This window comes from Micromonospora sp. NPDC093244 (assembly GCF_040683695.1).
Taxonomy (GTDB): domain Bacteria; phylum Actinomycetota; class Actinomycetes; order Mycobacteriales; family Micromonosporaceae; genus Micromonospora.
In genome coordinates this window covers 923,064-940,652 of the sequence record NZ_JBFBEO010000001.1, presented here as the reverse complement: position 1 = coordinate 940,652, position 17,589 = coordinate 923,064, and the positions used below count along the sequence as shown (strand labels likewise).

Here is a 17,589-nt window from a genome sequence, read left to right as displayed (position 1 = left end):
CGGGGGAAAGCTCGTCCGGCTAGGTGTGGATGGTGACGTCGTGGCGGGACAGGTCTGCGGGGCCGGGCATCCGGCTGCCGGGCAGTCGCACCGCGGCGGCGCCCCACGCCAGGCCCTCGGTGAGGGCTGCGGCACCCTGCGCGCCCGCGGCGAGGAACCCGGCGAGCAGGGCATCGCCGGCACCGACGGTGCTGCGGGGCCGGGCCACCGGACAGGAGCCGGTGCGGACCCCTTCGGCGTCGACAAGGACAGCGCCGTCGGCGCCGAGGCTGGCCACGACGGTGCCGGCGCCCCAGGCCCGCAGGCACTGGGCGGCCTCGACCACATCGTCGAGGCCCGCCAGCGGGGCACCGACCACGTCGGCCAGCTCCTCGCGGTTGGGCTTGAGCAGGGTCGCCCCGGCCAGGGCGGCCTCACGCAGGGCGGGACCGCTGGTGTCGACGGCGACCCTGCTGCCGGCGGCGCGCAGCGTGCGGCACAGCTCGGCGTACGCGTCGGCTGGCAGGCCGGGCGGAACGCTGCCGCACAGCACGACCCAGTCGGCACCGCCGGCCCGGTCGAGCACACGCTCGATCACCTCGTCGAACTCGGCACGGCACATCGCCGGACCCGGCTCGTTGATCTTGGTGACCGTGCCGTCGGGCTCGGCCAGGGTGATGTTGGAACGGGTCCGTCCGGAGATCGGCACGGCGAGGACCTCCACGCCCTCCGCCTTGAGGAGGCGGATGAGCTGGTCGCCCTCGTCGCCGCCGGACGGCAGCACCGCGACCGACGGGACCCCGTTGGCCAGCAGGGCGCGGGACACGTTGACGCCCTTGCCGCCGGGGTCGAGGTGGGCCGCGGCGGCGCGGATGACCTCGCCCCGCCTGAGCGAGTCGACCTCCACGGCCCGGTCGAGGCTGGGGTTGAGGGTGACGGTGACGATCATGCGCGGACCACCCGGACACCCGCGGACTCCAGGTCGCCGACCAGGTCGGGGTCGGCCTGGCTGTCGGTGACGAGCAGGTCGACGTCGGCCAGATCAGCGAACCGGGCCAGATAGTCGTTGCCGAGCTTGGTGTGATCGGCGAGCAGCACCGTACGACGGGCGGCACGAACCATCGCCCGCTTCACCGCCGCCTCGGCCGGGTCGGGGGTGGTCAGCCCACGCTCGACCGAGATCCCGTTGGTCCCGACGAACGCGACGTCGACGTAGAGGTCCGCCAACGGGTACAGCGCCCAGTCGTCGACCGTCGCGAGCGTCTTGCCCCGGACGCGTCCGCCCAACAGCAGGACGTTGAGGTTGGCATGGGTGCCGAGGGTCGTCGCGATGACCGGCGAGTTGACCACGACTGTCAACTCCCTGTCGACGGGCAGCAACTGGGCCAGCCGGGCGGTGGTGGTGCCGGCGTCGAGGATGATCGCGCCCTCTTCCGGGACCTCCCTGAGGGCGAGCTTGGCGATGCGCTCCTTCTCCTCGATGAGCACGGCGTCGCGCGCCGCCAGTGCCGGCTCGAAGCCGAGCCGCTCGACCGGGATCGCTCCACCGTGGACCCGGCGCAACACCCCGGCGCGCTCCAGGATGGTGAGGTCGCGGCGGATCGTCTCGGACGTCACGTTGAGCCCGTCGGCCAGACCGGCCACCTCGACCCGGCCCACCTCCCGGGCGATGCGAAGGATCTCCTGCTGTCGTTCTTCGGCGTACATGATGTTGTTTTACCGCCGTTTCGTTTTGCTTGCGTTTTGTTTACGCCCGGTTGTGGGGGAAGTCAAGAGACGTCCACAGAAAACCACACAACCGTTGGGGGCCGGCCGAGCACGCGACCCTCGGCCGGCGTCAGCGACGCCGGCGACACCAGGGGGACGCCCCCCAGCCGACACATCGTGCGGGAGTTGGCGCCACGGGCGTGGTGGAATCCGCAGTCGCCCGACGCCGGGGCACTGGGCCCCGACCTGGCTGTTCACCGCGGCCAATCGCGACCTTGCCTCCACTTTCGCAGCCCGCGTGGTCGCCTCTACCGGGGCCGATGTGGCGGCCTGCATCTCGGCCGGGATCGGCGCGCTTTCCGGTCCGCTGCACGGTTCAGCACCTACCCGGGTGCTCCAGATGATCGAGACGGTGGAGCGCTCTGGCGACCCGGTGGGCTATGTGCAGGGCGTCCTGGATCGCGGCGAGCGGCTGATGGGCTTCGGCCACCGGGTCTACCGGGCTGAGGATCCGCGTGCGCGTGTGCTGCGCCGTACCGCCAAAGAGCTCGCCGCCCCTCGTTACGAGGTTGCCGAGGCACTGGAAAGGCAGCCCTCGAAGAGTTGCGCAACCGCTACCCCGACCGAGTGCTGCCCACCAACGTCGAGTTCTGGGCGGCGGTCGTGCTCGACTTCGCCCAGGTGCCGGCCCACATGTTCACTTCCGTCTTCACCTGCGCGCGGGTTGCCGGCTGGAGCGCACACATCTTGGAGCAGAAGAAGCCGGGCCGCCTGGTACGCCCGTCCGCGCACTACGTCGGCCCTGACCCGCGCTCCCCGCAGGACGTCCGAGGGTGGGACCTCAACTGCCGGACGTGCTGAGAGCGCGCGCACTGGGCCGCGCATCCCGCCGATGTCCGGCAGGAAGGAAAGCCTGATGGATCACGGGACGATGCCAGCCGCTCCTTGGACGTTGTTCCGGCATCACGCGGCGACCGTAGCTGTAGTGACGATCGCAGGACGCCCACCGGCCGGATTCGACGGTGCTGTCGACCTCGTAGCAGCGCGACCAATCAGCACCCTCGGGAGGCGCTGACAGTCTCCGACACCCGACGAACAAGGCCGAGCGGATCCTCGGTCCAGTGGGAGGCGATGACCAGTTCCCGCGCCGGATCCACCCAGAGCAGGTGTCGTCCGCCGTTGCCCCGGGCGCTACGGCCGGTGCTCGGGGCTCCTGGCCACGGGATCCGCTCGTCGTTGAGCCACCAGAGGTAGCCGTACTCGTGTTTGACCGGGCCAGGGGCCCACGACCTGTCGATCCACTCTGAGCTCAGCACTCGCGTCGCCGCCCAGGTCCCTCCATTGAGGAAGAGCTGCCCGATCAGGGCCAGGTCTCTCGCCGCGATGAAGAGTCCCCCGCCCCAGTGCGCGCCGCCGGAGACCACCTCGGTCGGGCGGCCATCGATCTCCACGACACTGGTCCGGTAGCCGTGCCAGGACCACCTGTCCGAGGCGCCGATCGGGGTCATGACTCGCTCGCGCAGCACCTCGGACAGCGACCTGCGCATCAGCAGCGTGAGGGCGTAGGTGAGCAGGTTCATTCGTACGTCGTTGTAGGCCCAGCCCGCGCCCGGCGGTGTGCCGTGCACCTCGGTCCCCTCGCGGAAGCTCTGCGCATCGACACTGCTGGGCTTGCCCCAGAGCGCTCCCTCCCACTGGCTGGACTGCTGGAGCAGGTGCCGCCAGGTGATGAGTTCGTTGCGCGGACCGCGGAACTCCGGAACATCGACAACTTGATGGACGGGCTGGTCGGGCACCAGCAGGCCGTCGTCGAACGCCACTCCGGCCACGACGGAGACGACCGACTTGGTGACGCTGAACGCCATCTCGGGGACCGTCGGGTCACCCCAGACGGCGGCCTCCTGACCCCCGACCCGGACGACTCCACTGGCCCCGCTCGCCGCAAGCAGTGGGCCGACCACCTCACGGTGAGTTTCGTCGTCGACCTGCGCGGCGAGGTAGCTCTCGATGTCCACGGCCTCACTCGTCCAGTGGGCAGCGAACTCCCGAACGACACGCCGCAGTTCCTGCTTGTTCACGGACACAAGAGACATGCCGAGGAGTGTCACAGCACGGGCTGCCGATTGCCACGATGCGATTCCGTCGGCAGTCTTCCACCCGGCGGGAACTGATGGCGGCCCGCCCCGCGATCCTGTACCCGCTCATGCCGGTGCGGCATCAGTTGACACCTGACCGGTCTTGGACACGCCAACCGTGGCGCGTCCACGCTTGACTCATGTCTCCCACCTCAACATCGCGGGGGGCCGTCGTCGGCAGCGGTATCGGTTTGTCGGTAGCCCGGGCCGTGGCCGCCGTCGGCGCCCGCGTCGTCATCGGATCGCGCTCGGCGGAGTCCGTCAAGCAAGCCCTCTCAGCGCTGCCGGGGACGGGGCCGTCCATGCCGGCGATCCCGGCTCGCGGTTAGGCTTACGCGGTGCTGCTGAGTGGACCCGCACCCGAGCGGTTGACCAAGGCCAACCTCGTCGCTGTCTCGCACGCGATCGAGCGGGCTGCCTTGGCGCCCGCCGAGGACGGCCCCACCGTAGTCGCAGCGCTCTTTCAGCGGATGCCGTACTTCGAACGGGAGAGCGCGCTCTACCAACGCATCGCGGCGACCGCGGCGGTCACCGTGATCGGGATGGTTGGTCCCACTCCGCCCGCGCTGCCGCAGGGCGCGTACGGCGTGCTCTTGGACGAGGCGGAGCCGCTGGCTCGGGAGTGGTCGGTGCTGGTGCTCACGCCGCGGTTCGGCGCGGTGCTGGTGGCGCACGACCGCATGGAGGTGGAGCCCAGGGCAGCGACGCTCGAGGCCGGGCGGCTATTCGACGGCGGGTGGAGCTTCCGCCGGGACGACGCGCTGCACGAGATGGTCCGGTTGCGTGGGCAGCTCGGCGACCGGCTGCCCCGGGCCGCGCTGCTGGTGCTCGACGACGTGCTGGGTCGGTGCCGTGAGCTGCCCGCGACGCCCGGCGAGGCGCGAGGCGAGGCGGCGGTCCGCCTGTTGGTACGGCGTGCGGAGCGGGCCCGAATTGCGCTCGACTCCACCCGACGGCCCGATGAGGTGTCCGCGCAGCCAGCCGCGCTGCTTGACGACGCAGCGATGCGGCGATGGACCGGCCTGGACGGAACCACTGCCTCCGGCATCCTGCCGGTGGCGCTGGTCGCGGTCCGGGTGGCCGAGCCGGCCGGGGCGCCGGAGCGGTTCGGCCGGCGCAGCGCCGCTCGGGAGGCGCAGGCCGTGCTCGGCGTGCTCACCGCGGCGTTGCGCCCCAGCGACCGGGCCGTCCGGCTGGCCGAGCACGAGTACCTCTTGGTGCTGCCCTCGCTCAGCGAGGATCAGGCGATCGGGGTGGCCGACCGGGTCCGGGAGGGCGTCGCGGGGTTGGCCCGCTCGTACCCGTTCGTCGCGTTCGACGTGCACGCCGCCGTCTCGGTGACCGCCCGCCGACCCCTGCCGGTGGCCGACGTCAGGCACGCCCTGTCGTGGGCGGTGAAGCAGGGGGTGCCGCTGGCCACAGTGGCGTCGGAGCCCGCCCCGATGCCAGCCGGTGTCGGCCGAGCCGGGGTCTCCACCCCGGCACCCGAACCAGCCCGAACGCCATGATCAGCCCGCCGTGGTCGTACGCCTCGCAAGCGGCCCGACTCAACAGACCCTGCCGCGACCGACTCGTGACAGTAGTCGCCGAGGCGGTAGAAACGATCAAGACCACCTGATCCTTCGCCGCCACCCCGCCCATCAGGCCGAAGTGCCCGAGTACGTCCACGATGGATGACGGGCTGTGAGCCGATGTCAGATGCGCTCGCTGACGCCCGCGCAGAGAGTGCCGAGAGATTTGAACAGGCTTCTCGAGAGGGCGCCCTCGTCAAATCTGATCGCCCACTCTTCCTCGATCGACAGGATCACGGTGACCGTCTCGAGCGATGACACACCGGCGGCGAGGAGATCCGTGTCCCGGTCGATCCCCATCGCATCAGGAATCCCGGTGTCCCGATCCAGGATCTCCCGCAGCCGCCGCTCGATGGCAGCATCCTTTTCGCTTGCCGTGGACGTCATCGCCCTCTCCCCTCAGTCGCGTCGCAGAAAATCATCTGGGCAGCTCGCTCCGAGACTGGACAAATCGGTTTCGCTCCGGGTCGAAAAGCCTCGTGACGAAGTCGATCGGCCAGGTGGCTTTGGCATGGTCCATCTCGCCATACTGATCGAGGTAGGCCACATCGTCCGGACGAAGCCGCGCGAGCAGCTCCTGCGGAATGATCGAGGGGAAGAGGATATCGGTGAAGTGGAGTGCGTAGTACACCTCACGGCACAGGTCGTACGACTCCACGAGCGAGCCCAACCGTGCCTCGTCGGGCCGTGAATCACCACTGGCGAAAATCGCCGCGATATCCAGGAACCGCATCAGGCGTAGGTCTTTGTTCGCGTCGATCGACGCGAGGGTTATCGCTTCGCGATAAAGATGGACGGCCACATCGATCAAGAAGTGCTCGCGAGACGCCACGCGGAACGACATGCCGTACGCGTGGACGGCTTCGGCCCCGCTGAACCAGTGCTCCATGGGGAGACTCTTTCCCGTGACCGGTTCAAGCAGTCCGAAGCGGAGATCGACGCGGTAATGGTTGACGTAATCATTGGCCGCCGGGCGGATGAAGATGGGAACCGACGACGCGTTCAATCGCCAGAACACCTCGGTCCGACGGGCGATGGGTTTGACGACGCGGGCATCCTTCGTCAACGTGCCTTGGGCGTAGCCCAGCTCGGTGAGAACTGCCGAAGCCCGCTCTCGATCGGATTCATGAATGAGAAGATCGAGATCGTTGAACTCCCTGACCGCGGCTTCCGGGTAGATGGAGTAGGCAAGATAGCCACCTTTTCGGACCAACACCTCCAGATCGTGAGCAGCCATCCGCTTCGTGATGCTCGCGATCTCCTGCGCGAACAGCCAGCTGCGTTCGCGATTGTAGAGATAATAGGTCTCGAGGAGCGTCGTGACGAACAGCGGCGCATTCAGGGATCGAGCGAAGGAACCGAGGACCGCACCCACCCGGTGGTAGGCGGCCAGATAGCTCAGCCGCGCCCACTCGTCTCCCGATAGTTTTACTTGTTCGCTTGCCTGATAGTCGGGCTGAAGCAGGCGCCGGCACAGGTCGATCAGCAGCCGGGCCTCATTTGAAATAGCCATGATCATCCAACCGTCTACGCAGTCGTCGCCAGGGGATTAATCGTTTGTCGGCTGACTGTTCCAAGTCTCCAACATTGACCCGCACAGGTCCGCACTGGGATTGTCCGCACCCAAGAAGATGGTCTGAGCCATCATGCGGAAACCAGACATCTTCTCGCGCAGTGTCTCGATCGACTCCTCCGGATGAACCGAGTCGATGATCGCGTTCGGCCCGAATGCGTTGAACTGATGGGAAGTACCGCGCGGAATCTGCAAATCTGCCCACGTGTTGGGCGGAACGACCACGTTATAGCGAGTCGATTCGCCGAGGCTGTCCGGGAGCTGGTCCGTGAATGACTCGAACTCGATCGGGTCGCTTCCGACCGGCCCGCTCAGGACGTGCAGCGGAGACAGGCTCGACACCTGAATACACGTGTCGCGACCGGTCATCATGCGGACGAAGCGCAGACCGGTGTGAAAGTGCATACGCGAACAGATCCCACGCGACGTCACATCGAAGAAGTCCATCAGATATCTGTCGGCGAAGAATCCCGTGAAGGGTGACTCGAGCATGTAGACGTCCCCCTCCTCGAACGTCTGCGCGCGTACGACTCCCTCGCGGTCCGGAACGCTCGCGCTGCCCGAAGCGTGGGCGGCGCGGACCAGGTTTCCGAGGGCGTCGACGATGGCTTGGGCGACGTGCGGTTCCAGGGTCATCACAGGCGTCAACCGGCACGACGCCTGGTCGGTGAACTCCGTGAGATCATGCACTTCGTTTGTCGAGTCAGGGTCAGCCTTGAGCCTGTCGGTCACGATTTCCTCGCCCCCATGAAGCGATCGACAATCTTCCGCCGGGCGAGTCTACGTTCTGGCCGCCGACCCGACCAGCCCAGGCGGAACCACACTGGTCAGCTGGCCCTCCAGCGTGGACCGACGACGGCTCATCCGTCGCCGACAAGACGTGACCTTGCAGCCTCCGCTGGAATCATGGATACTGATGCCTCAGCAGCCGGGTCGATGCCCGTCGATCCCTTGATGCCGCGCAACACACGCGACCCACACTCGTCGGGGGGATGGACGCCACCGCATACATTTTCCCGCAAAGGCCTCCTGTGTTATCCCACAGTGGAGGCTTTTCCGCGCCGCCTCTCGAGCGACGCGCCAAACCCCGCGTGGCCGCTGACACGTCCGCCGCTCTGTCAGCGGGCAGGTTGGATGTGGGTGGCAGAACACCCACCGTGGACACATTCGCTTTGTGGCGGGCGGGTGACGTGGGGCCGTAACCAAATCGGGTGTGGACGCGGCGGTGGTAGGCAAAGGAGCGGCGTGACGGCAGACAGGCAGGATCGACTCCAGTCTTTCTTTTCACCCGGCGAACAGGTAAAGCGTCCGGCCGCAGGTCAACCGAAGCGTTATCGGGCGAACGCCCTTCAACGGCAGATGTGGGCACTGGACCAGCTTCAGGACGGGCCCGGGGCGTACGTTGCCGGCTTTGCCTGGCGCCTCAGCGGACGAATCGATCCGGAGAGGCTGGCGGCCGCCGTTGACGGACTGGTCGCCCGCCACGAAGCGCTGAGGACGACGTTCGACCGCGTCCAACACCGCATCGAGGCCGTGGTCCACCCGCCGCAGGGCGGCCATCTGCACATCTGGGACCTGACCCAATCGGCGACGGCAGCCGTGCCGACCGACCCGATGGCCCACATCGAGGGTGAGCTGCGGAAGCCGTTCGACCTGCGCAGGGGCCCGATCTTCAGAGCTCACCTCTACGTCGACGGCCCAACCAGCGCCGTGTTGCTGTTGACCATGCACCACATCGCCGTGGACGGTGGCTCGGAGGGGGTCATCAACCGCGACCTGGGTGCCCTCTACCGCGGCGCCTCGGACCTGCCGACGCTGGCGACGAGTTCCGATTTCCGGGCGCCGCTGGTGAACGACGAAGAGGTGCCGGAGGGAACGATCGAATTCTGGCGGAAAACCATGGCCGGAACGACCCGGACGAAGCTCCCGCTGGACCGGGTAGCGGGCGACCGCCTCGATCCCCGTGGCGCGACGCTCAGTTTCCCGTTGGCCGCCGAGGACGCGGCTGCCGTCCTCGCCGCGGCGAGACGGCAGCACGCCACCCCGTTCCTGCTGCTGCTCACTGCCCACATGATCGCGCTGGCGGCTTTTTGTGGCGACGACGACATCGTCACGGGCGTACCCGTGCAGCATCGCGACGCCGAGGAGCTGCAGGACGTGGTGGGTGTGTTCGTCAGCTCGCTGCCGATCCGGGTCCAGCTGTCCAGGGACGACGAGATCCCGGGGGTCCTCGACCGGGTCCGGGACGCGCTCTACGACGCGTTGGAGCACCGGAACATTCCCCTGCAGACCATCGTCTCGGCTGCCGCTACGGAGCGGGACCCCACGGTCCATCCACTGTTCCAGACGATCTTCAGCTACACCATGGTGGAGCGCTCAGACCTCCAACTCGGTGACATCTCGGCCACCGCGCTCGAGCTTCCGTTCGGCACGGCCAAGTTCGACCTCACCCTGGCCGTTCGTCAGCAGCGGCAAGCGTTCACCGTCGCGGTCGAATATCGCACGAGCATCTTCGAACAGGTGACGATCGCGGCCTTCGCGGAGCGGTACCTGGCGATCCTGCGCGCGGTAACGGCCGAGCAGCCCGCGCCGCTGGCCACGCTGCTGGACCATCGGCCCGTCCGCCGGTCGTGACTTCTCCGCCACAGCACAGAGAAACAGGAGCCACAGCATGAACGGGGAAACCGAAAAGGAACATGACACGTGCCAGGTTGTCGTCAACGACCATGGCCAGCACAGCCTTTGGGAACAGGCCCGCCCGCTTCCCTCCGGATGGCGGCCGGTGGGTCGGCCCGCATCCCGCGAGGACTGTCTGCGGTCGATCTCTACCAGCTGGCTCGACATCCGTCCGCGAGGACCGGTGCCCCAGCCGACCGAGGGCCGGCCGGCGACGCTGCTGGAGAGTTTCCGTCGCACAGTCGCCCAGCACGCGGATCGTCCCGCCGTCAGCGACGACGACCAACGGCTCACCTACCGGGAACTCGACGCCCGGTCCACCGCGCTAGCGACACTCGTCGCCGACCGTGGCATTGGCGTCGAGGACAGGGTGGCGCTCTACCTGGAACGCGGCGTGGACTTCCTCGTCGCCGTGGTCGGCGTCCTCAAGGCCGGTGCGGCGTACGTAGCGGTCGATCCCCGGTATCCGGACAACCGTCGCGACCTGATGATCGGGGCGAGCGGCGCCCGGCTCGTCCTGACCACGCCCGGCTGGTCCACCCGGATCACCCACCTGGACGTCACCGTGGAGGAGTTTCGGAGCGCGCCCGTGTCCGAGGAGGCGGCAGGCCCGGCCCCCGCGATCGCCCCCGACAGCCTCGCGTGCCTGCTCTTCACCTCGGGCACGTCGGGCAGCCCGAAAGCCATCGCGCTCGAACACCGCAACCTGGTGGCGTTCGGGGCCAATCCGGCGCTCCCGGCTCTGCGCCCGGACGACCGGGTGGCTCAGGTATCGAGCGTCTCGTTCGACGCGTTCCACTTCGAGACCTGGTGCAGCTTCGCCCACGGCGCGGAGATCGTCGTCCTGCCGTCCTTCCCGGACCTGATCGGCGGCGAGGTGCAGCGTGAATTGCGGCAGCGGCGCATCACCGCCATGCTCGCGCCGACAATGGCGGTGAACCAGGTGCTTCGCGAGGACCGGGACACGTTCACTGGCCTGCGGATCCTGCACACCGGCGGGGACGTCCTGCTTCCGGCTGCCAGCCGGGATCTGCTCGACAGCGGTTTCAGCGGCGAGTTCTTCAACCTCTACGGGCCCTCCGAGGGAACGACCGCCTGCACGGCGTACCAGGTGCGGGAGGTGCCCGACGACGCCGACACCGTGCCGATCGGAGCAGCCCTGGCGGGGGTCCGGATCTACCTTCTGAACTCCGCCCTCGACCCGGTCGCGGACGGTGCGGCCGGCGAGATCCACATCGGCGGCGACGGTGTGGCCAGGGGCTACGTCAACGACCCGGCGCTCACCGCCGAGCGTTTCCTGCCCGACCCCTTCGCTGGGGAGGGGCGACGGATGTACGCCACAGGTGACCTGGCACGCGTCAACGCGGCCGGCCAGCTCGAGTTCCTCGGCAGGGTCGACGACCAGGTGAAGATCAGGGGCTACCGGGTCGAGCCGCGGGAGGCCGAACGCGCGCTCTACCACCACCCCGACGTACGCGACGCGGCTGTGCTCGTCGCCGGCACCGCGGACAATCGCCACCTCGTGGCATTCGTCGTTCCCCACGAGACCGCGTCACCGAAGAGCGTCCGGGCCCACGCCGAAAAGGCGTTACCCGACTACCTGGTGCCGAGTGACTTCATCATCGTCCCCGCGATCCCCGGCGATGACCACGGGAAGCGGGATCTCAGCCATCTCCACCGCCTGCTGGCGGAGCACCAGTCCCGCCGTGAACGCTGGGTGGAGCCGAGCCGGCCCCACGAGAAGTACCTCGCCGATCTGTGGGAGAAACTTCTGGCGGCCGAGAACATCGGCACTGCCGACGACTTCTTCGAGTTGGGTGGCCACTCGCTGCTGGCCTTCCGGGTGCAGCGCGCCATCCAGCGCGACCTCGGCATCAAGGTCGAGTTCCGGGCCATCCTCGAGAACGGTGTCCTGCGGTCATTGGCCGAGGTAATCGAGCTTCAGCTCCAGGGGGACGGCAGCCGATGACGCATCCGGATACCGCCATCGACCTGGCCGACGTCGACATGTTCGTGCGGCAGGAGCACCACCGTGCCTTCGCTTACCTGCGGCAGCACTCGCCGGTCTATTGGAACGAATCTCCCGACGGCTTGGCGTTCTGGGCGTTGACGCGCCACGACGACGTCCTGATGGCCTACCGGAACCATGCCTCCTTCAGCTCGCAACGCGGCGCCGTGCTCGGTGGCTCGTTCCGCAGCGAGAAGGACACCGCCGCGGGTCGCATGTTGGTCGCCTCAGACCCGCCGCGGCACCGCATGATCCGGCGGGCGCTGCACCCGGCGTTCGACCGGGACATGGTGTTGAAGGTCGAGCGCCAGATCCGTCAACTGGTCGACGAGGCGCTGACGCGCCTGGTCGAGGACGGCGGGGGTGACTTCGCGGAGCGAATCGTGCCGCAACTGCCGGCCGGTGCGGTCATGGCGATGATGGACGTCGACTACCACACCGCCCACGAGCTGGTCGGTCTGACTCGACAGATGATCGGCTTCCGGGACCCCATGTACGACGGTGGGATCGACTCCGCGCAACTCCGGCTCGCGTACTTCCAGAGCCAGATCTTCGATTTCTTCACCGACCTCGTCCGGACCCGTCGGCAGAAGCCCGGCGACGACGTCGTCAGCATGCTGCTGCGCGCCGAGTTGAACGGGCGGCCGATGCGAGAGGAGGACATCCTCTACAACTGCATGAACGTCGCCGTCGGCGGCAACGAGACGACCTCTTACACGGCGTCGAGCGGAATGATCGCCCTGATGGAGAATCCCGGTGAGTACGACAGGCTGCTGAAGGACCACGGAGTGCGAGACACCGCGATCGAGGAGTTCCTCCGTTGGGCTTCGACCAACGCCTACGTGCAACGCGTAGCGACGCGTGACGTCCCGATCAGGGACACGCTGATCCGGGCGGGCGACTCGGTGACACTGTGGAACGTCTCGGCGAACCGGGACGAGGAGCAATTCACGAGCCCGGACCGCTTCGACGTGACCCGCCAGCCCAATCGCCACGTGTCATACGGAAGTGGCATCCATCGCTGCGCCGGGGCGGTCACCGGGCACACCGAGCTCACCGTTCTGCTCGACGCGATCATCGCTCGACAACTGCGGTTGGAGCCCGCCGGCGCTCCACAGCACCTGAGGTCGAACTTCATCCTGGGTGTGAACAGCCTCCCGGTGGCGGTGGTCGGCGCCCGGTAGCTCCAGGGGAGCGACGCGTGCCGCACCGGACCGCTCGGGTGCGGCACGCGTCATCGATTGGAGGCCAGCCTCTGGTGGAGCTGCGACGCGAGCGAGGCGACGGTCGGGAACCTCAACAGCTCCACGATCGCGACCTCACACCCGTCGATGGTCTCCTCGATCTCGGCACGAACCATCAGCATCTTGAAGGAATCACCCCCGACCGCGAAGAAGTCATCGTCGTAGCCGAAGTCCGAGGTGCCGAGGACGGACCGCCAGATGGCGCCGATCCGGTCCTGGAGGTCCTCAACGGAGTTGATGTCGATGGCCTCTGCTCCTTGTTCCATCGATGTTCCGGTCAGGTGCTGGCCAACGCGGTGGCCAGGGCGCGCGGAGTCGGGTTGCGCATCAGATCCACGAGTCGCAGTGTGATGCCGACGGCACGCATCTCGACGAGGACGTTCACCGCGCGCGCCGAATTGCCGCCGACGACGAAGAAGTCGTCGTCCGGCCCGATCTCGGTGCCCAGCATCCGGGTCCAGATGTTCTGGATGCGACTGGTGAGGTCGCCGTCCGGCGAGGTGGGACCGGGCGTTCCGGCCGTGGGCTCCGGCAACGCCGACACGTCGAGCTTCCCGTTGACCGTCAACGGAAGCGCACCCAGCACGGTGATGGTGGCCGGGCTCATGTACGCGGGCAGCGAGGCGCTCGCATGCGAGGCGACGTCGTCAGTGTCCACGGTGGCCGTTCCCGCCGCTACGACGTACGCGTCGAGCCGGGCTGTGTTCGGATCGTCCGCGGCCGCCCTGCGCACCACCACCGCCGAAGCGCCCACGCTAGGGTGACGTTGCAGCACGGCGCGGATCTCGTCGAGCTCGATGCGATGGCCTCGAACCTTGACCTGGTTGTCCAGTCTGCCGAGGTGTTCCAGGCCGCCGTCGGGCAGCAACCTGCCGAGGTCGCCGCTGCGATATGCGACTCCACCCCGCAACGGATCCGGCAGGAATCGTCGCGCGGTCAGTTCATGCCGGTTGAGGTAGCCGAGCGCGACGCCCGCACCACCGACGTGGATCTCTCCGGTCCGGCCCTGCTCGACGGGCGACCCGGACTCGTCGAGAAGGTAGACGTACCAACCGGGTAATGGCCTCCCGATCGATCGGGAGCCCGCTTCAGCGAGCGTCCGGGTGATCGTCTGCTCGGTGACGTGCACGGTGGTCTCGGTAATGCCGAACATGTTGACAACGCGGCATTCCGGGTGTGCGTCGAACCAGGGCAACAGGCTCCGGGTGTCGAGTGGTTCCCCGCCGAAGATCAACAACCGCACGTCGACGTCGTCATGGGGTACGGCGAGCAGTTGAGCGAACGCCGACGGCGTCTGGTTGAGCACGGTGACCGACTCGCCGACCAGCAGGTCGCGGAAGCGCTCGGGGCTCCGGGAGTCAAGGCCGGACACGACGACGAGCCGGCCACCGGTCAGGAGGCAGCCCCAGATCTCCCAGACGGAGAAGTCGAACGCGCTGGAGTGGAAGAGGGTCCACACGTCGCCTTCGTCGAACTGGTATTCGCCCCTGGTGGCCTCGATCAGCCAGGTCACGTTCCGGTGCGGGACGACGACACCCTTCGGCTCCCCGGTGGATCCGGACGTGTAGATGACGTAGGCGGGGTCGTCCGGAGCGCGGTCCGGGGTGGGGCGGTCGGGGCTGGCGAGCCCGCGCAGCGCTTCGGGGGACGCGGTTCTCGCCGGGACCTCGATGCCGTTCAGCCGGGTGATCATGATGTTCGCCCCGGTGTCGTGGATGATGTGGGTGAACCTGCCCACCGGGTAGGACGGGTCGGTCGGCACGTACACCGCGCCCGCCTTCAGCACCCCGAGCAGCACCGCGACCAGATCGGCAGATCGGTCGAGGCATACGACCACCATGTCACCCGGAGCCACCCCGAGGGTGATCAGCCCGCGCGCCACCTCCCCGGCTTGGCGCGCCAGTTCCGCGAAGGTCATGCTTCTGGCGCCGTCGGTGACCGCGACCGCGTCAGGCGTGCCGGCGGCGACCCGGTCGAAGGCCGAGGTGATCGTCCTGGGATCGGCGTTCACGGACCGCGGCGACGCCCCGAGCGCGATCAACTCGGCGGTCGGAGGGTCGCCGCGGAACAGTTCGCGCCGGTCAGACGCGGGGTTCACCCGATCCCCCTCCGTGCACGGTCACGTCGATGAGCGACAGTACCTGCTCGACGCTGTCGGTCAGGTACATGTGTCCGCCGGGCAGGTCGATCATGGCGAAGTCCTTGCTGGTCGACCTCGACCAGCCCGCCACCTTGTCCCGGGGGACCAGCACGTCGTCCCTGCCGACCACCGCGGTGATCGGGACCGGCAACAGCTCTGCGGTGCTCGGCGCGTAGCGCTCGAACATCTCCACGTCGGCCCGCAACGTCGGCAGGATCAGCTCGCGCAGCTCGGGGTCGGACATCGCCGCGTCGGTGAAGCCGGCGAACCCCGCCACCCGGTCGAGGAACGCGTCATCCGGCAGCCCGGTGGCCCCCAGCGAGCGTTCTTCGGCCGGGGCGGCGGCCCCGCTGACGAACAGCGCGGCCACGGTGACGTCCGGTTCCGCGACGAGGCGATGGGCCAACTCGAACGCGATCAGGGCGCCGAGACAGTGCCCGAAGAGCACCACCTCGCCGGCCACGGCCAGTGTGGGCAGGAGGTCGTCGACCGCCGCGTGCACATCCCGCAACGGTTCGGCGTCGATGCGCCGCTCCCGACCGGGCAGGAGACCGGGCCGAATGTCGAAGCGGTCACCGCACAGCGGTCGCCACGCGTGGTAATAGGACGTGCCCGCGCCGGCGAATGGCAGACAGATCAGCGGCGTCGCCATTCCGGTCAGATCGCTGCGGAGCGCACCGACGACGCGGCCCGGTCGAATTCCGCCACGGCTGCGGCGGCGACCTCATCGGGGGAAAGGCCGTCTGTCGAAAGGATCAACCACGTCGGATCGTCGGCGATCGACTCCCGGCAGAAGGAGTCGAACCTGTCGAGCTGGTCGAGGTTGGTGCGGAAGTACGCGTTGAGTCCGTGGGCGTCGCCGTCTCGGGACAAGGACCGGCGCTTACGCTCGGCCGGCGAACAAGTCAGATAGATCTGGGCCGTGAACCGGGGGGTGCACTGGGCACGCCACTGCTGGGACAGGTATCCCTCGCCCGGGTTGAAGAACTCGTTGCCGCAGAAGACGCTGAGCCAATGCCGATCCTGAACCAGGATCGGGCCATCGTCCGAGGCGTAGGGTGAGGTCGCCGCCGCTTCGGCATCCACGATCATCTGCGCTGACTTCAAGACATGGAATGGGCGCAGGAGGTCGGGATTCGGGAACACCCGGCTCGTGCCGTCCTGCACCGCCTGCCTCGCCGCGACTTCCAGCGAGTCGGTGATCTCACTCTTGGTGATGTGGCAACGCCGGCGTTCGACGCGGTCGCCTCTCGCTTCGAGCAGTTCGTACACCCGACCGGTGGTGGTGGTCTTTCCGCCGAAGTTGAGGCCCTCGAACAACACGCCTCGGATTTCAACGCGACTCGGAACACTCATTGTCGAAGCCTTTCGAGAAATATTCGGGGGCGGGCGTTCAGGGCAGGCGGGTCGGGAACATCGGCTTGCCATCGGGCGACGGGGCATACCGTGACCGCAACGTCGACAGCGCCTCCACTGTTCGCACGGGCTGCGCACCGACCGTCGTCTCGTAGGCGAGCATCAGACCGTCGATGCCGGCCTCCCACAGCTGCGAGATGTACGCCAGCTCCGAACGATGCGGAAGCCAACTGTCGGCCAGGCTGTCGAACAACTGGGTGCCCACGATCACCGGGCAGGACAGGTCGGCCGCCGTCTTGATCACGTCACGGCAGAGTGCGTAGAAGTCGACTTCACCAGCTTCGAGCAGGAGATCGCCCCGGCCGAGCAGAATCGCATCGGCACTGCGCGCGATGTCAGCCACGGCGAGCGCGCCGGCCCGGGTCTCCACCTTGGCGACCACAGCCGGCAGGTCGTCGCGGCCACTCTCGCGCATGAGAGTGCGGGCCTGCTCGACGATGGACGCCGACTCGACGAACGACAGGATCACCGCCGAGAACACGGTGGACGGCGCGAGGCGCAGCGCGGCCGCGTCGCTAGGGGTCAGGTCGTCGAAGCGGGGCATCTTGCCGCTGACCACCGCGCCCCGACGCCGGGCGAGCATGCCGCCGGTGAGCGGTGTCGTCAGGCAGTGGTCGCCGTGCACCTCGTCGACCCGCAGCGCGTCCTCACCGTCGCCGATCAGGATCACGTCACCCGGCTCGAGGAAATGGCCCATGTCGTTGCCGGACAGGCCGAGCCGGGGCACCGCCGCGTGCTCGTCCGACGGCGTCGGCGTGAAGTCCACGCGGATCTTCGGGATGCCCGCGAGCGAGAACTCGATGTCGTTGGTGAACCGGCTCTTGGCTCCGGGCAGGTCCAGCAACAGGTCCTGTGGCCGCCCCAGCTTCTCGGCGGTTGACGCGATCTCCACCGCCAGACGGGACAGTTCGTCGATCGACAGTTTGGATGCCGGGAACCGGAACGCGTTCGCGCCGGCGACCACGAGCCGCTCCGCGACGCCAGGTTCCATACTGGATGGCCCCAGCGTTACGACGATATTGGACACGTTGGATCCCCGTTTCGCCAAATCCACCGCTTGATGTCCGGACTATCGGACGATCCTGGATGGGCGGATCGTACGAGTAACGATCTTAGGTAGCGGCTATGGCGCCGTCAAGG

15 protein-coding genes and 2 pseudogenes are annotated in these 17,589 nt (G+C 67.9%); 6 read left to right on the top strand and 11 right to left on the bottom strand.

The features are described 5' to 3' along the window. Positions 1-19: 19 nt before the first annotated feature. Entirely contained in the window at positions 20-928 is a 909-nt protein-coding gene (pfkB, locus tag AB0N27_RS04260; RefSeq protein WP_364362930.1) for a 1-phosphofructokinase, read from the bottom strand. After that, positions 925-1,686 carry a DeoR/GlpR family DNA-binding transcription regulator gene (locus tag AB0N27_RS04255; protein ID WP_364362928.1) on the bottom strand — a complete coding sequence of 254 codons (762 nt, stop codon included), beginning with the start codon at positions 1,684-1,686 and terminating at the stop codon, positions 925-927. The genes pfkB and AB0N27_RS04255 overlap by 4 nt, the downstream gene beginning before the upstream one ends. A gap of 277 nt (positions 1,687-1,963) precedes the next feature. Between AB0N27_RS04255 and AB0N27_RS04250 the strand changes: the two are divergent. After that, positions 1,964-2,547: pseudogene (locus tag AB0N27_RS04250) on the top strand (citrate synthase); the annotation flags it as partial. A 191-nt stretch (positions 2,548-2,738) separates the two neighbouring features. Here AB0N27_RS04250 and AB0N27_RS04245 read toward each other — a convergent pair. After that, on the bottom strand, positions 2,739-3,779 hold the full coding sequence (locus tag AB0N27_RS04245; protein WP_364362926.1) for a serine hydrolase: 1,041 nt from the start codon (positions 3,777-3,779) through the stop codon (positions 2,739-2,741). A 380-nt stretch (positions 3,780-4,159) separates the two neighbouring features. On the opposite strand from AB0N27_RS04245, the gene AB0N27_RS04240 reads away from it, so the two are divergent. After that, the gene (locus tag AB0N27_RS04240) at positions 4,160-5,329 is read left to right on the top strand and encodes a DICT sensory domain-containing protein (RefSeq protein ID WP_364362924.1); all 1,170 of its coding nucleotides are present in this window, start codon (positions 4,160-4,162) and stop codon (positions 5,327-5,329) included. Between the two features lie 186 nt (positions 5,330-5,515). Here the strand turns inward: AB0N27_RS04240 and AB0N27_RS04235 are convergent, their stop codons facing one another. From AB0N27_RS04235 to AB0N27_RS04225, 3 genes are read right to left on the bottom strand one after another with little or no spacing between them, the layout of a single operon-like run. Next, positions 5,516-5,779 (bottom strand): phosphopantetheine-binding protein, encoded by a 264-nt coding sequence (locus AB0N27_RS04235; protein WP_364362922.1) that lies wholly within the window; start codon positions 5,777-5,779, stop codon positions 5,516-5,518. A gap of 31 nt (positions 5,780-5,810) precedes the next feature. Further along, positions 5,811-6,911: a nucleotidyltransferase family protein gene (locus tag AB0N27_RS04230; RefSeq protein WP_364362920.1), complete on the bottom strand. Its 1,101-nt coding sequence runs from the start codon at positions 6,909-6,911 to the stop codon at positions 5,811-5,813. A 30-nt stretch (positions 6,912-6,941) separates the two neighbouring features. Then, a complete protein-coding gene (locus AB0N27_RS04225; protein ID WP_364362918.1) occupies positions 6,942-7,697 on the bottom strand; it encodes a hypothetical protein in 756 nt (251 codons plus the stop codon). 513 nt (positions 7,698-8,210) lie between these two features. Between AB0N27_RS04225 and AB0N27_RS04220 the strand changes: the two genes are divergently transcribed. The 4 genes and pseudogenes from AB0N27_RS04220 (at position 8,211) to AB0N27_RS04205 (ending at position 12,833) form a co-directional block, all read left to right on the top strand. Then, positions 8,211-9,599, top strand: coding sequence for a condensation domain-containing protein (locus AB0N27_RS04220; protein WP_364362916.1), 1,389 nt, complete (start codon positions 8,211-8,213; stop codon positions 9,597-9,599). Positions 9,600-9,636: 37 nt separating this feature from the next. Next, positions 9,637-9,777: pseudogene (locus tag AB0N27_RS04215) on the top strand (MbtH family NRPS accessory protein); the annotation flags it as partial. Between the two features lie 48 nt (positions 9,778-9,825). Further along, positions 9,826-11,610 (top strand): non-ribosomal peptide synthetase, encoded by a 1,785-nt coding sequence (locus AB0N27_RS04210; RefSeq protein ID WP_364366056.1) that lies wholly within the window; start codon positions 9,826-9,828, stop codon positions 11,608-11,610. Beyond that, positions 11,607-12,833 carry a cytochrome P450 gene (locus AB0N27_RS04205; protein WP_364362914.1) on the top strand — a complete coding sequence of 409 codons (1,227 nt, stop codon included), beginning with the start codon at positions 11,607-11,609 and terminating at the stop codon, positions 12,831-12,833. Before AB0N27_RS04210 ends, AB0N27_RS04205 begins: the two co-directional genes overlap by 4 nt. Before the next feature lie 50 nt (positions 12,834-12,883). On the opposite strand, the gene AB0N27_RS04200 is transcribed toward AB0N27_RS04205, so the two are convergent. The 5 genes from AB0N27_RS04200 to AB0N27_RS04180 form a co-directional block, all read right to left on the bottom strand. Next, a complete protein-coding gene (locus AB0N27_RS04200; protein ID WP_364362912.1) occupies positions 12,884-13,159 on the bottom strand; it encodes a phosphopantetheine-binding protein in 276 nt (91 codons plus the stop codon). 11 nt (positions 13,160-13,170) lie between these two features. Then, positions 13,171-14,991: a non-ribosomal peptide synthetase gene (locus AB0N27_RS04195; RefSeq protein WP_364362910.1), complete on the bottom strand. Its 1,821-nt coding sequence runs from the start codon at positions 14,989-14,991 to the stop codon at positions 13,171-13,173. After that, positions 14,975-15,685 (bottom strand): alpha/beta fold hydrolase, encoded by a 711-nt coding sequence (locus AB0N27_RS04190; protein ID WP_364362908.1) that lies wholly within the window; start codon positions 15,683-15,685, stop codon positions 14,975-14,977. The genes AB0N27_RS04195 and AB0N27_RS04190 overlap by 17 nt, the downstream gene beginning before the upstream one ends. A 5-nt stretch (positions 15,686-15,690) precedes the next feature. Beyond that, positions 15,691-16,356: a hypothetical protein gene (locus AB0N27_RS04185; RefSeq protein ID WP_364362906.1), complete on the bottom strand. Its 666-nt coding sequence runs from the start codon at positions 16,354-16,356 to the stop codon at positions 15,691-15,693. 70 nt (positions 16,357-16,426) lie between these two features. Next, complete coding sequence (locus AB0N27_RS04180; RefSeq protein WP_364362904.1) at positions 16,427-17,476, bottom strand: pyruvate kinase; 1,050 nt, start codon at positions 17,474-17,476, stop codon at positions 16,427-16,429. Positions 17,477-17,589: the final 113 nt, after the last annotated feature.